The organism is Streptomonospora sediminis, from assembly GCF_054778995.1.
On the sequence record NZ_BAAGYZ010000028.1, the window covers coordinates 1 to 14,433 of the forward strand.

The 14,433-nt window shown below is 71.8% G+C and carries 11 protein-coding genes; 2 read left to right on the plus strand and 9 right to left on the minus strand.

Annotated features, from left to right (window positions below):
• Positions 1 to 55: 55 nt before the first annotated feature.
• Complete coding sequence (locus ACYVD5_RS07265; protein WP_461000151.1) at positions 56 to 1,096, minus strand: neutral zinc metallopeptidase; 1,041 nt, start codon at positions 1,094 to 1,096, stop codon at positions 56 to 58.
• Positions 1,097 to 1,266: 170 nt separating this feature from the next.
• Positions 1,267 to 2,043, minus strand: coding sequence for a TetR/AcrR family transcriptional regulator (locus ACYVD5_RS07270; protein WP_461000152.1), 777 nt, complete (start codon positions 2,041 to 2,043; stop codon positions 1,267 to 1,269).
• Positions 2,044 to 2,193: 150 nt separating this feature from the next.
• Here ACYVD5_RS07270 and ACYVD5_RS07275 point away from each other — a divergent pair, with 150 nt between their 5' ends.
• Complete coding sequence (locus tag ACYVD5_RS07275; RefSeq protein ID WP_461000153.1) at positions 2,194 to 4,425, plus strand: MMPL family transporter; 2,232 nt, start codon at positions 2,194 to 2,196, stop codon at positions 4,423 to 4,425.
• Between the two features lie 39 nt (positions 4,426 to 4,464).
• Here ACYVD5_RS07275 and ACYVD5_RS07280 read toward each other — a convergent pair whose 3' ends face one another.
• From ACYVD5_RS07280 to ACYVD5_RS07305, 6 genes are all read right to left on the minus strand, one after another.
• Positions 4,465 to 5,022 carry a hypothetical protein gene (locus tag ACYVD5_RS07280; RefSeq protein ID WP_461000154.1) on the minus strand — a complete coding sequence of 186 codons (558 nt, stop codon included), beginning with the start codon at positions 5,020 to 5,022 and terminating at the stop codon, positions 4,465 to 4,467.
• 146 nt (positions 5,023 to 5,168) lie between these two features.
• The gene (locus ACYVD5_RS07285; protein ID WP_461000155.1) at positions 5,169 to 7,298 is read right to left on the minus strand and encodes a 3-hydroxyacyl-CoA dehydrogenase NAD-binding domain-containing protein; all 2,130 of its coding nucleotides are present in this window, start codon (positions 7,296 to 7,298) and stop codon (positions 5,169 to 5,171) included.
• A complete protein-coding gene (locus ACYVD5_RS07290; RefSeq protein ID WP_461000156.1) occupies positions 7,295 to 8,497 on the minus strand; it encodes a thiolase family protein in 1,203 nt (400 codons plus the stop codon). Before ACYVD5_RS07290 ends, ACYVD5_RS07285 begins: the two co-directional genes overlap by 4 nt.
• A 274-nt stretch (positions 8,498 to 8,771) precedes the next feature.
• Positions 8,772 to 9,650, minus strand: coding sequence for a tetratricopeptide repeat protein (locus tag ACYVD5_RS07295; RefSeq protein ID WP_461000189.1), 879 nt, complete (start codon positions 9,648 to 9,650; stop codon positions 8,772 to 8,774).
• 246 nt (positions 9,651 to 9,896) lie between these two features.
• A complete protein-coding gene (locus tag ACYVD5_RS07300; protein ID WP_461000157.1) occupies positions 9,897 to 11,183 on the minus strand; it encodes an HRDC domain-containing protein in 1,287 nt (428 codons plus the stop codon).
• A 154-nt stretch (positions 11,184 to 11,337) separates the two neighbouring features.
• Positions 11,338 to 11,919 carry a DUF3000 domain-containing protein gene (locus tag ACYVD5_RS07305; RefSeq protein WP_461000158.1) on the minus strand — a complete coding sequence of 194 codons (582 nt, stop codon included), beginning with the start codon at positions 11,917 to 11,919 and terminating at the stop codon, positions 11,338 to 11,340.
• Between the two features lie 433 nt (positions 11,920 to 12,352).
• On the opposite strand from ACYVD5_RS07305, the gene hemE reads away from it, so the two are divergent.
• Entirely contained in the window at positions 12,353 to 13,312 is a 960-nt protein-coding gene (gene hemE / locus ACYVD5_RS07310) for a uroporphyrinogen decarboxylase (RefSeq protein ID WP_461000190.1), read from the plus strand.
• Between the two features lie 82 nt (positions 13,313 to 13,394).
• On the opposite strand, the gene ACYVD5_RS07315 is transcribed toward hemE, so the two are convergent.
• Positions 13,395 to 14,417: a DUF4349 domain-containing protein gene (locus tag ACYVD5_RS07315; protein WP_461000159.1), complete on the minus strand. Its 1,023-nt coding sequence runs from the start codon at positions 14,415 to 14,417 to the stop codon at positions 13,395 to 13,397.
• Positions 14,418 to 14,433: the final 16 nt, after the last annotated feature.

Here is a 14,433-nt window from a genome sequence, read left to right on the forward strand (position 1 = left end):
GCACTCGCGGCGGCCAGGCTTTGCGGCCGGCCCGGCCGGGTGCGGCCGCGCCGGGTCAGTTCACCTGCGCCGCGGGCGCCGCATAGGTGTTGCACGCCCCGATGCGCCCCTGCGCGGTCCCCTTGTCGAACCAGTGGCGCCGGTTGTCCACCGACCCGTGCGTGTCCAGGCCGTTGCCCCGGTTGAGGATGTCGTTGACCGCGTCGACATCGCCGTCGCTGAAACCCTCCAGCCCTTGCATGGCCATCCCGGCCAGGCATTCGGCCTGCAGTTCGGTGCGGCGCAGCGCCTCCAGCCGCGCGTCCTCGCTGCCCGCCTCGCTCTCGACGGCGTAGCTGACGCCCAGGATGCCGGTCAGCTCCTGGATGTGGTGGCCGTACTCGTGGGCGAGCAGTGCGCCGGCCACACTCTCCTGCCTGCCGTCGGGCACGTCGTCCAGGAGCGAGACGACGTTGGGCAGCACCGCGGTGATGCGCATCCGGCTGTTCTCGTAATAAGCCAGGACGATCCCGGGCTCGCCGGAGCCGGAGTCGGGGTCGGTGCGGCTGACCCGGAACTCCGGTTCGGGCGAGCGCAGGCCCAACTGCTCCAGCCGGGGCCGCCACAGCTCGGCGAGGCAGTCGGTCAGGGTGGCGCTGAAGCCCTCCCACGACGATCCGGATTCCGGGTCGAGCCCGGGCACCTCGCACGGCACGGGTTCGGGCACCGCCAGCGAGTAGGCGGGGTGGTCGGTCAGGTCCACCTCGACCGTGGAGGGGCGTGCCGAGAACTCCTTGCTGGTGAAGCGGGCGGGGTCGGCGGCCGCGGGCGCCGCGCCCTGGGGCCCCTCCGGCGGCGGCGCCAGCACCACCAGCAGCACCGAGATCGTGAACGCCGACACCGCGAGCAGCGCCGCGGCGCCCACGGCGAACCAGACCGCCGGTGAGCGGTCGACCGGCTGCGGCGCGGCCGTCCAACCGGGGGCGGGCGCGGGAGAGCCGGGGTAGGCGGCCGATGCCGTGTCGACCTGGCCGGAGGGGGCGGCGCCGTGCGGGGGGACCGGTGCCGGGGGGCGGTCGGCTGCGGGGTGCCCCTGGCCGCCGGGGGTGGGATCCACGAGGGCGGTCCTTGTCGTTATGCGGCTTTGCGGCGATACGGCCGGGCAACGCAGGCAACGCGGGCGATTACCAGCAAGCGCCACCATGGTTCCGAATGGCGTCGAATAGGGCGCACAGCCGGAGAATAGCGCATCGGGACCGCGCGCGGCTGCCGGGGATGCCCGGTTCGTCAGGCGGGCGGCGCAGGCGGGACGGGGGAGCGGTAGGCGACGCCGAGCCCCGAGACCAGATCGCGCAGCTCGTCCTCGAAGAGCGCCTCCATGTCGTCGGAGACGAACCCGAGGTGCTGGAAGACCTCCATGCAGACGACGCCGTAGAAGCGCACCCAGCAGCCCAGCAGCACGCGGGTGGCGCCGATCGAGGCGCGGTCGCCGCTGAAGCCGGTGAGCCGGGCAAAGGCCTCCAACTGCCCGCGCAGGGCCGCCGACGCTTCGGTCTCGGCGGGTACGGTGAAACGGCCTTCGGCGATGAGCTGGTCGAACAGAGCGACGAAGGTCGCAGCGAAGCGCCGCCCCGCCTCGGCGGCGGGGCTGTCGTCGGGGTCGGCGGCCTGGGTTGCAGCGGGCCCGAACAGCAGCGCGAACTCCGCCCGGTTGGCCAGCCCCCAGGCGCGCACCGCCCGCAGCGCCGACAGCAGCCGGCCGTCGGTGTCGGCGGCGGGCACGGCCGCCTCGGCCGCGTCGACCGCGGCCCCCAGCTCGGCGAACAGGTCGGCCCGCAGCACCTCCAGCAGGTCGTTGAGGCTGGTGAAGTACCGGTAGAGGCCGGGTGCGGTCATGCCCATCTCGCGGGCGATGGCGCGCAGCGACACCCCTGATGCCCCGTGGGCGGTCAGGTGGCGCCGGGCGATGTTCTTGATCTCGCGCGATGTGGCCTCGCGCACACGTTCGCGCCGGTTCCGCAGCGGAGTTTTCTCGACCTGGGAGAATGCCGGCTCTTCGGTCAAACCTCGTCCTTCTCGACCCCTCGGGGCGTCCTTTTCGGTCGCATGTGAGAATAGTATTGATAAACGCCGTGTTCGGAAGTGAACACCGTAAGCAAGCAAACGGCGTTCACCTTTCTCACTATACGTTGCGCGGAAACGGGGAGCAGGAGCATGTTCGCAGGTCTTGGCCGGTTCGGCTATCGCCGGCGGCTCTGGGTGCTCGCCGCAACGGCGCTGTTCGCCGTATTCGCCGGAGTTTGGGGAACCGGCGTGTTCGGCGCGGTCAGCGACGGCGGGTTCCAGGATCCCGGAGCGGAATCCTCCCGTGCGGTCGACGTACTGGAAGAAGAACTGGGCCACGACCAGGTCGACGCCGCGGTCGTCTACCGCAGCGACGAAATCCGCATCGACAACCCGTCGTTCGCCGCCGCGATCGGGCAACTGCGCGAGGACCTGCCCGACGACCGCGTCCGGTCGGTGCGCACCTACCTCGACGAAGGACTCAGCGACACCGAGCGCGGCATCCTCATCTCCGAGGACCGCCACGCCACCTACGTCCCCATCACCCTGGCGGGCGGCTCCGAAGCCGAGCGGATGCACAACTTCGAGGCCATCAAGGAGGAGTTGGACGCCGGACCGCTGGAGACCCGCATCGGCGGCACCATCGGCATCCAGCACGACCTGTCCGCTCAGGCCGAGAGCGACGTGGTGCGCGCCGAACTGATGTCGCTGCCCGTCCTGCTGGTGCTGCTCGTCCTGATCTTCGGCGGCGTCGTCGCGGCGTTGATGCCGCTGGCAGTGGGCGGGCTGGCGATCCTGGGCTCGCTGACCCTGCTGCGCGCCCTGACCCATGTCACCGAGGTCTCGGTCTTCGCGATCAACATCGCCACCATCCTCGGCCTGGGACTGGCCATCGACTACGGCCTGTTCATGGTCAGCCGTTTCCGCGAGGAACTGGGACGCAGCACCGACGTGAGCGGCGCCGTCTCGCGCACCCTGGCCACCGCCGGGCGCACCGTCGCCTTCTCCGGCGTTACCGTGATGATCGCCTTCGCCGGACTGCTGTTCTTCCCCCAGCCCATCCTGCGCTCGATCGGGCTCGGCGGCATCGCGGTCGTGCTCTTCGACGTACTCGCGGCACTGGTCGCCCTGCCCGCACTGCTGTCGGTGACAGGCCGGCGCATCGACGCCCTGCCCCTGTTCGCCCGCCGCAAGCGCAGACGCGCACTGGTGCGCGCCAGAGCCGGCGCTGCGGCACCGGCGGCCGGCGCCCGCCACCGCCAGGGCGGCTGGGCGCTGCTGGCCCACAGCGTGATGCGGCGGCCGGTGCTCTACCTGCTGGCCGTGGGCGCGGTGCTGGTGGCGTTCGCCTCGTCGCTGGCCTACACCGAACTGGGCTCCACCGACCAGCGCTACCTGCCCCAGGACTCCGGCAGCCGCCAGGCCATGGACTCCCTCAGAGAGGACTTCCCGGCCGGGGGAATCGGGCGGTTGGACATCGCCGTCACCGGCAACGTCGCCGAACCCGAACTCCAGGCGTTCGCCGAGCGCCTGGAAGACCTCCAAGGCGCCGAATCCGCCGAGGTCGCCCGCACCGGCGACAACATCGCCCACCTCACCGTGGCCTACAAGGGCGACACCGACGACCCGGATACCACCGACCTGGTGCGCGACGTCCGCGCCGCCGCCCCGCCCGATGGCGCCGACGAGGTACTGGTCGGCGGGGCCGCCGCAATGCAGATCGACAACGTCGCCGCGATCGTCGACGCACTGCCCGCCACCCTGGTGTTCGTGGTCGCGGTGACCCTCGCCCTGCTGTTCCTGGCGTTCGGTTCGGTGGTGCTTCCGGTCAAGGCGGTGATCATGGGCGCACTGTCCCTGGGCGCCTCGCTGGGCGTGGTGGTGTGGGGCTTCCAGGAGGGCCACCTCTCCGGCGTGCTGGGCTTCACGCCGGTGGGCACCATCGACCCCACCTACATCGTGCTGATCGTGATCGTGGCGTTCGGGCTGGCCATGGACTACGAGCTGTTCCTGCTCAGCAGGGTGCGCGAGGAGTTCGCCCGCACCGGCGACAACGCCCACTCGGTGGCCACCGGACTGCAGCGCACCGGCGGCATCATCACCAGTGCCGCCGTGCTGCTGGTGGTCGTGCTGGCCGCGATGGGATTCTCCGACCTGCTCTTCCTCAAGATCATGGGCATGGGCCTGGTGATGGCGGTGGTCGTCGACGCCACGCTGGTGCGGGCACTGCTGGTACCGGCCACCATGCGCCTGCTGGGCCGGGCCAACTGGTGGCTGCCCGCACCGCTGCGCCGCCTGCACGACCGGATCGGCATCACCGAGGGCGAGGACGCCGGCGCCGAGGCGGACGAGCCCAGCCGGGAACCCGCCCGGGTCGGCTGAGCCGGCAGCCGCCGGCCCGGAGCCGGGGCCGACCGCTGCTCAGACGCGCCCGCCGCGGGGTTCGCGGCGGTCCTCGAAGGCGAGCCCGGGCTTGCGTGTGCGCGCCGCGGCGATGACCTCGTCGGCGCTGTGGTCCCAGGTGGGCCGGACCCGCACGGCGTGGTCGGTGCGCCAAGGTGTGGGCATGCGGAAGGGGCGGTCGGCCTCGTCGGTGGGCACGAAGTCGAGGTAGTGGATGCTCACGGTGCCGCCGCGGTGGGGGACGTACTGGGTGCAAGCCCGCAGTACCGCAACGTCGTCCCAGGCCAGGACGGCGTCATCGGACTCCGAACGCGGCCAGGGCGCGGGGAAGCGCACCCCTTGGGAGTCGAGGACCAGGACGGGGCGGGGCGAGAACATCCGTGTCACCGACACGGCACCCGCACCGCCGAAGACGAGGACTGCGAGCGCTCCCATGACAAGGTCGGTGGCGCCGCCCCGCAGCATCAAGGCGATACCGGTGCCGGTGAACACCGCGCAGGCGAGGGCCAACCAGGAGCCCTCCCAGGTCACGCGGAAGTGGTTGGTCAGAACGAAGGGTGCCGTTGCGCCCGTCATGTCCCCAGCATAGAACAGTCCTTCAATACCGCGTCGATCGGCGGGCCGGGCACTACGGCCGATCCGCCGATGAGCCGGTGCGCCGACCGGCCGGGCGGTGCACCCGCCGCCGGCCGCGCGGAGGCGCGCAGCCGGCGGCAGCGGAATCAGACCGCTTTGGGGCCGCCGGGATGGAACAGCGACCCGTTGACCTTCTCGGCCACACCGGAGCGGTCCAGGTAGGGCGTGATACCGCCCAGGTGGAACGGCCAGCCGGCGCCGGCGATCAGGCAGAGGTCGATGTCGGCGGGTTCGGCGACCACGCCCTCGTCGAGCATGATGCGGATCTCGCGGGCCAGCGCCTCAAGCGCGCGCTGCAGGATCAGGTCCTCGCTGGAAGGCCGGTCGCCTCCGGTGAACAGCTCGCGCACCTGCGGGTCGATCTGCAGGTCGGGGCCGTAGATCTCGTTCCTGCCCGACTCCACGAGCCGGCGCAGCTGCCCGGAGACCGCGAACCGCTGCGGGTAGGCCGCGTGCAGTGTCTCCGACACGTGCAAGGCGACGGCCGGACCCACCAGCTGCAGCAGCATCAGCGGCGGCATCGGCAGCCCCAGCGGGGCCACCGCCCGGTCGGCGGTCTCAGGCTCGGTGCCCTCCTCGACGGCGCCGAGCACCTCGCCCATGAACAGCGTGAGTAGCCGGTTGACGACGAAGGCGGGCGCGTCCTTGCACAGCACCGCGGACTTCTTCAGCTGCTTGGCGGTGGCGAACGCGGTCGCCACCGCGGTGTCGCCGGTGTGCTCGCCGCGGATGATCTCCAGCAGCGGCAGCACCGCCACCGGGTTGAAGAAATGGAAGCCGACCACCCGTTCGGGGTGGGCGAGGCCGGAGGCCATCTCGGTGATCGACAGCGAGGAGGTGTTGGTGGCCAGGACCGCCTCGTCGGACACCACCGCCTCGACCTGCGCGAAGACGTCCTGCTTGACCGACATCCGCTCGAACACGGCCTCGATGACGAAGTCGGCGTCGGCAAAGGCGTCCATGCTCAGCGAACCGCTCACCTGGGACTTGAGCCGGTTGGCCTGGTCGGCGGTGATGCGGCCCTTGCCCTGCAGCTTGTCGATCTCGCCGTGCACGTGGCCGACCCCTGCGTCCAACCGCTCGCGGTCGAGGTCGGTCATCACCACCGGCACGCCCAGGCGCCGGGCGAACAGCAGCGCGAGCTGGCCCGCCATCAGCCCGGCACCGACCACGCCCACCTTCGTGACCGGCCGGGCCAGCGACTTGTCGGGGGCGCCGGCGGGGCGGCGGGCCCGCTTCTGGTTGAGGTCGAAGGCGTAGAGCCCTGCCGCGAGCTCGTCGCTCATGATCAGGTCGGCCAGCGCGTCGTCCTCGGCGGCGAAGCCCTCGTCGCGGGTGCGGTCCTTGGCGGCGGCGACCAGCTCCAGCGCCCGCGCCGGCGCCGGGGCGGCGCCGTGCAGCTTGCCCTCGAGCATGAAGCGGGCGGTGCCCACCGCCTGGTCCCACGCCTGGCCGGTGTCGACCCGGGGACGCTCGACCGCGGTCTCGCCGGTGATGACGCGGGCGGCCCAGCGCAGCGACTCCTCGACGAAGTCGGCGGGCTCGAACATCGCGTCGGCGATGCCCAGCGAACGGACCTCCGGACCCTTGATCATCCGGTTCTGGGCCAGCGGGTTGTCGACGATGAGCCGCAGCGCCTGCTCGGCGCCGATGAGGTGCGGCAGCAGGTAGGTGCCGCCCCAGCCCGGGACCAGTCCCAAAAACGCCTCGGGCAGCGCGAAGTTGCCCACGCCCGAAGAGACGGTGCGGTAGCGGCAGTGCAGCGCCACCTCGACGCCGCCGCCCATAGCCGCGCCGTTGACGAAGGCGAAGGTGGGCACGTCGAGCTCGCCGAGCTTGCGCAGCACGTCGTGGCCGAGCCTGGCCACCGCGTGGGCCTGGGCGCGGTTCTGCACCTGCGGCACGCCCGACAGGTCGGCGCCCACGGCGAAGATGAACGGCTTGCCGGTGACCGCGACGGCGGAGATGTCGGTGCGGGCGCGCGCCGCCTCGATCGCCGCGTCCAGGCTGAGCAGCCCGGCCGGCCCGAAGGTGTTGGGCTTGGTGTGGTCGTGTCCGTTGTCCAGGGTGATCAGCACGGCCTTGCCCGCGCCGTAGGGCAGCCGGACATCGCGGGAGAGGGCGCGGGTGACCACCTCGTCGGCGAAGACCTCGCGCAGGGCCTCGGGGGAGGAGGGGACGCCGGCCGCGGCGCCCGGGTCGTCGGTGCTGCTCACTTGGCGCTCCCTTCCCAGTTGGTGTTCTCCCACAGCACGGTTCCGCCCATGCCCATGCCCACACACATGGTGGTCAGCCCGTAGCGGACGTCGGGGCGCTCGGCGAAGTGCCGGGCCAGCTGCATCATCAGCCGCACCCCGGAGGACGCCAGCGGGTGGCCCAGCGCGATCGCGCCGCCCCAGGGGTTGACCCGCGCGTCGTCGTCGGCGATGCCGAAGTGCTCCAAAAACGCCAGCACCTGGACGGCGAAGGCCTCGTTGATCTCGATGAGGCCGATGTCGCCGATGGCCATCCGCTGGCGGGCGAGCAGCTTCTCGGTGGCCGGGACCGGGCCCTCGCCCATGACCTCCGGGTCGACACCGGCGAAGGAGAAGTCGACCAGCCGCATGCGGGCGTCCAGGCCCAGTTCCGCGGCGGTGTCCTCGGCGGCGATGACCGCGCCGGTGGCGCCGTCGTTGAGCCCGGCGGCGTTGCCCGGGGTCACGTTGCCGTGCGGGCGGAAGGGGGTCTTCAGCCCGGCGAGGCCCTCAAGGGTGGTCTCGGGGCGCGGCGGTTCGTCGGCGGTGGCCAGGCCGTAGCCCTCCTCGGCCGAGCGCACCAGCACCTCGACCAGGTCGGGCTGGATCCGGCCGTCGGCATAGGCCTTGGCGACCTTCTCCTGGCTGCGCAGCGCGAAGGCGTCGGCCCGCTCCTTGGTGATGGAGGGGTAGCGGTCGTGCAGGTTCTCGGCGGTGTTGCCCATGACCAGCGCCGAGGGGTCCACCAGCTTCTCGGAGAGGAAGCGCGGGTTGGGGTCGACGCCCTCGCCCATCGGGTGGCGGCCCATGTGCTCGACGCCGCCGGCGATGGCGATGTCGTAGGCGCCGAAGGAGATGCCGGCCCCGCTGGTGGTGACCGCGGTCATCGCCCCGGCGCACATGCGGTCGATGGCATAGCCGGGGACGCTGCGGGGCAGCCCGGCCAGCAGGGCGGCGCTGCGCCCGATCGTCAGCCCCTGGTCGCCTATTTGGGTGGTGGCGGCGATGGCCACCTCGTCCACACGCTCCGGCGGCAGGCCGGGGTTGCGGCGCAGTAGCTCGCGGATGACGCGTACGACGAGGTCGTCGGCGCGTGTCTCGGCGTAGAGGCCCTTGCCGGCTTTGCCGAACGGAGTTCTGACTCCGTCGACGAAAACGACGTCGCGGGCAGTTCGCGGCACGATTGCCCTCCTGGTTCCAACGGACGGATGACTGGTGACCGGTACAGAGGACATGCTACTCGCCAGTAACTACTGCGGCGAGCAGGCCCGCCCGCCCGATTCGCAAGGGCGTGCAGAAGGGAGTGGAACCGGTGTGCGCGCCCGCCGGCCGCGGTCGGGCGGCGGGCGGCCCGGGCGGGCGCGCGTGTGTCCGGTGTGTCGGATTGCAGGGTGGCAGTGCGCCCGTTATGTCGGGTTTCCGCAGGGTCGGTGACCGCGCGCGCCCCGGCCGGACTTAGAACAGCCCGGCGGCCTCGCGGTGGCGGCCCAGGGCGCTGAGGGCGCTGGCCAGGTCGCGGCGCATCCGCAGGGTGAGCATCCGGATGTCGGGGTCGCCGGCCGCACCCAGGCCGTTGAAGTAGGCCGAGCGCAGTGTCTCAATGGCCTCCTCCAGTCGGCCGGCGTGGGTGTAGGCGCGGCCCAGCCGGTGCTGGACGATCAGGGTGTCCAGGTGCCGGGAGCCCAGCCGGCGCCGCCGTTGGACCAGCACCATGCGCAACTGCTGGATGCCGTCGTCCTCGCGGCCCACCGAGCTATAGGCCTGGCTCAGGCCCAGCCGCAGATCCTCGCGCGCCTCGGGGACGCCCGCGTCCTCGATCGCTTTCTCGTAGTGGGCGATGGCCGCGTCGTAGCGCTCGCTCTTGCGGTAGCTGATGGCCAGCCGGCTGCGCGCGGCAACGGTGTCGCCGGCCACCGGCCCCAAGTGTTCGTCGCGGCGCTTGAGGAGGGTTTCCCACTGCTCGGCGGCGTCGCCGTGGCGTGCGGCGTCCTCGTAGCTCCAGGCCAGGTTCTCGCGAATGACGTCGGTCTGCTGGTGGGCCTCGCCGTAGGCCGACACCGCGTCCTCCAGCGCCTGCTCGAACTGGGCGACCGCGGCCGCGCGGCGGCCGATCTGGGCGTACTTGCTGGCCAGGTTGTTGCGGGCGGTGATGGTGCGCGGGTCGGCGGAGCCGTAGGAGGCGACGTGCTCGTGCAGTGTCTGTTCCAATGCGGCGGCGCGCAGCGCCGGCGTGCGGCCCTGCTCCCGGTCGGCCGCGCGGGTGGCGGTCGCCGGATCAGCGGGTGCGAACCCGGTCTTGCGCAGCAAGGAGCGCCAGATCGCCAAGAGGCTCACCACCCATCCGGAATAACCAGTCGCACGCCACGGGACTTCTCCGCTTCGCATCAAGAACAGCACGATTCCATAACATAATCTGCCCAACGACTGGCCGGGTATTTGCTGAGCCGCTGCCTTGGGTGAAATGCGTCACACTTGGCCATTTTTGACTCGATGAGTGGTTTAACAATGTAGGTAGTAGATAAAGTGCGTCGCTCGCAGTGTGGAACCTGCCGCGCAAGGGTGCGCCGGCGGGCGCAATCCTCAGCCGGCCGCCTTGCGCAGCGCGGCGGCCAGCGGCTCGGCCGTCAGCGCGACCTGCCAGCCGCGTGCGTGGTGCCCGCGCAGGTGCTCGGCGACGGACTCGGCATCGGTGCGCTGCGGCGGCGACCACGCGAACCGCCGGACGGTATCGGGCTGCAGCAGGTTTTCGGCGGGCATCGTGATGCGTTCGGCAACACCGGACAGCTCGGCCCGGACCGCTTCGAGCCGCCGCGCGGCCGCGGGATCGCGGTCGGACCACCGGTTGGTGGCCGGCGGGCCCTCGCCGGGAGCGCTGGGCTGGGGCAGCTCGGCCGCAGGCATGCCGCGCACCCTGTTGATCGCCTTGAGCCAGTTGGGGACGTACCGCCGCGCCAACCGGACGCTGAAGGGCTTGATGGCGGTGAGCTCCGGCGCGGTCGCGGGCATCGCCGTGGCGGCCTCGACGATGGCGGAGTCGGGCAGCACGCGGCCGGGCGCGGTGTCGCGTTCGCGGGCGATGCGGTCGCGCTCGGTCCACAGCTCGCGCACCACGCCCAGGCCCCGCTGGTTGCGGACCCGGTGGATGCCCGAGGTGCGCCGCCAAGGGTCGGAGCGCGGTTCCTTCGGCGGCGCCTGCAGCACCCAGGCGAACTCCTCGCGCGCCCACTCCAGTTTCCCGGCTTCCTCCAGCTCGGCGCGCAGCGCATCGCGCAGCTCGACCAGGATCTCGACGTCCAGTGCGGCGTAGGTCAGCCAGTCCTCCGGCAGCGGACGCACCGACCAGTCGACGGCCGAGTGCTCCTTCGCCAGGCGCACCCCCAGCACCCGTTCGACCATCGAGCCCAGGCCCACCCGCTGGTAGCCCAGCAGCCGCCCGGCGAGCTCGGTGTCGAACAGTTCGGTGGGGTTCAGCCCGACCTCGGTCAGGCAGGGAAGGTCCTGGTGGGCGGCGTGCAGCACGGTCTCGGCCCCGGACAGGGCGGAGTCCAGCCCGGACAGATCCGGGCAGGCGACCGGGTCGATCAGCGCCGAGCCCGCCCCCTCGCGGCGCAGCTGAACCAGGTAGGCACGCTGCCCGTAGCGGTAGCCTGACGCGCGCTCGGCGTCGACCGCCACCGGACCCGTACCCGCGGCGAAAGTGTCGACGACGCGGGCCAACTGCGCGGTGTCGGCCACCACCGGCGGCAGGCCGTCGCGGGGCTCACGCAGCAGCGGAGCCTCGGGTTCCGCCTCTGCACGCCCGGTTTCCTGCCCGCGGGAGTCCTCCGGATCCGGGGTACCTGTCTTCGAGTTCAGCACGTTCGCCACACCCCCACGGTATGCGGTCGCCGCGCCGAGAGCGCGACCGGAGCACGCTCCAAGGCCCGTTGCCGATCGGCGGGGGTGCGTGCGTGCGGTGCCGCCGGTGCCCGGCCGCGGTCGGGCGGCGGGAGCCATCGGCGGCGTTACCGGGGCTGGGTGCTCACCCCTCGGAGCGGCCGCGGCGCTGGGCGATGTCGGCCACGTCCACCGGCGGCAGCCCGGCCGCCGCCGAGAGCAGGTCCAGCCACACCCGCATGTCCGCCGAAAGGTCGTCGGCATCGGGGGACCACGACGCACGCAGCTCCAGTTCGGTGCTCACCGGCCGGTCGGCCTTTGCGGCAAAGCCCTCAGTGGTGGCGCGGGTGACCGTGCCGCTGAGGCCCTGGTGCGGTGTCCCGCGTGTCTCCAACGCCTCGGTCAGCCAGCTCCAGGCGACCTGGCCCAGCAGCGGGTCGGCGGCGATCTCGGTTTCGAGATCGGCACTGACCCAGACCACCACGCGGAAAGGAGTCGGCCAGTCGCGGGTGCCCTGCGGATCGTAGAGGACGATCAGCCTGCCGAAGGCGGCGTCCTCGCCGTCAGCGGTGACATTGGCCGACATGGCCGCGGCGTGGGGGGCGAGGCGCTTGGGGGCGGGAATGTCCTCGACCGCGATCTCCGAGCGGACCGCGGGGGCGCGCAGACTCTCGACCGCCCGCTGGAAGGCGGATGGCGCGTCATCGACCCTACCGAGAGGGGGCATGATGGAAACGACAGCCTCAATCTTGGTTGCATGGCACTGGCAGCACACCGTTCGACTCGACCGCGGATGCGCGCCCGGCAGGGCGGGCACACGCCCCCGCAGCCCCGCCGCCGGAGCAGAGCGCACCGGCGGTTGCGGCGCGTGACGGCGGGTACCCCATGACGGTGGCACGGGTCACCGGCCATCACGCACAGTTTTTCCGGCGTGTCGGCCTTTTGTGATGATCTTGGGATCCGCGGAGCCGCGGTCCCCGCGACCGTACCCACCACTCTATTCACCCGCCGTATCGGACCGCGGCACCGACGCACCGCCGGCACGGGTTCGGGCGCGGGCGCCCCGAACACGTGGCACGATCGGAGATGTGACGCTGCACGACTCTCCATTCCTCCGCGCCTGCCGGCGCCTGCCGGTACCGCACACGCCGGTCTGGTACATGCGCCAGGCAGGGCGCTCACTGCCCGAATACCGCAGGGTGCGCGCCGACGTGCCCATGCTCGACGCCTGCGCGCGCCCCGACATGATCGTCGAGATCACCATGCAGCCGGTGCGCCGCTACGACGTCGACGCCGCCATCTACTTCAGCGACATCGTCGTGCCCCTCAAGGCCATCGGTGTCGATCTCGACATCAAGCCCGGGGTGGGCCCCGTCGTCGCCTCGCCCATCCGCGACGCCGAGGGCATCAAACGGCTGCGCGCGCTCGAACCCGGCGACGTCGCCTTCGTCACCGAGGCGGTGGGCCAACTCGCCGGCGAACTCGGCGAGCGTCCCCTGGTCGGTTTCGCCGGCGCCCCGTTCACGCTGGCCTCCTACCTGATCGAGGGCGGCCCCTCCAAGAACCACGAGCACACCAAGGCGCTGATGTACGGCGAGCCCGAGCTGTGGGCCGACCTGATGCAGCGCCTGGCCGCCATCACCGTGGAGTTCCTGCGGGTCCAGGTGGCCGCCGGAGCCAGCGCCGTCCAGCTGTTCGACTCCTGGGTTGGTGCGCTCAGCGCCGACGACTACCGCGAATCCGTCCTGCCCTTCACCTCGTGGATCTTCGAGCGCCTCGCCGAACTCGACGTGCCCCGGATCCACTTCGGCGTGGGCACCGGCGAACTCCTCGGCCTGCTCAGCGAGGCCGGAGCCGATGTGGTGGGCGTCGACTGGCGGGTGCCGCTGGACCGGGCCGCACAGCGGGTGCAGCCGGGCACGGCGCTGCAAGGCAACCTCGACCCCGCCGTGCTGTTCGCTCCCTGGGACGCGGTCGCCCGCCGGGCCTCAGACGTCATCGACGCGGGCGCGGCGGCCGAAGGCCACGTGTTCAACCTGGGCCACGGCGTGCTGCCCAACACCGACCCCGACATGCTGGCCCGTCTCACGGAGTACGTCCACACCGAGACCGCGCGCTAGTGGTTCCGCCTGACACAACGTTCCCGCGGCCATGTGGAACTGCCCAAAATCAGCACTGATTTCGGGCAGTTCCACACCGTCGTCATCCCGCCTCTTTATCGCCCGCGCCCTCACCCGCGGTGCCGGCATCGGCCGCTGTCGCCGCTGCGGCCGTGCGCCGCTGCGCGTTCTTGCGGCGGCGCCGCAGCAGCCACGCCGGCACGGCGACCACAGCGATCACGGCGAGGAACGGCAGCAGCCAGCCCGCCACCGCCGCCAGCACCTGCGCAGCGGCCACCAGCGCCTGCCAGCCGCGCTGCAGGCCGCCGACGAAGCCGATCGAGTCGTCCTCCGATTCCTGCACATATGTCGACGGCGGCGCGAGATCCAGCCGCACCGTGCTGTAGGACGTCTGCTGGGCCAAGGACTCCTGGCGCGCCTGCAGCGCTTCCAGGTCCCCCTGCCTGGTGCTGATCTGCTCCTCGACCGCCAGCACGTCGTCGACGGACTCGGCCTCGTCGAGCAGGTCGCGCAGCCGCTTCAAGGACGCCTCGGCCGACTCCACCCTGCTGTCGACGTCGGCGACCTGTTCGGTGACGTCGGACACCGTGCGGTCCAGGCTGGACACCGAGCCCAGCGCCGCGAACTCGTCCAGCGCCTCCTCATAGCGCTCCTTGGGCACGTGCAGGGTCAGCGAGGCGCGCGGCGCGCTGCCGTCGGCCGTCTGCACGTTCTCCGCGGCCACGTAGCCACCGGCCGACTCCGTCCAGTCCGCGGCGGCGCCGGCGGCTTTCTGCACGCCCTCGACCTCGACCTCCAGGTCGGCGGTGTGCACCAGGTCGCGATCGGCGAGCGGTACCTGGTCGGCGGCGCCCGCACCGCCGCCTTCCTCCGCAGGAGCGCCCTTGGCGGCGGCATCCTGGTCCTGCTGGTTCTGCTGTGCGGCCTGCCCCGAGCCGGGGCCGAGGGCCTCACTGGAGTTGCCGCCGGAGGAGTCCTGCGGCGACGAGCAACCGGCGAGTGCAGCGAGCAGCAGGACAGCGAGCAGCGCGAGCGGCGCGGGCGCCGCGGCCGGCAGCGGCCGGTTCCGGTTGCGCGGTGCGGGGGTGGCACGTTTGGCGAACATGCCCTTACGACGGCAT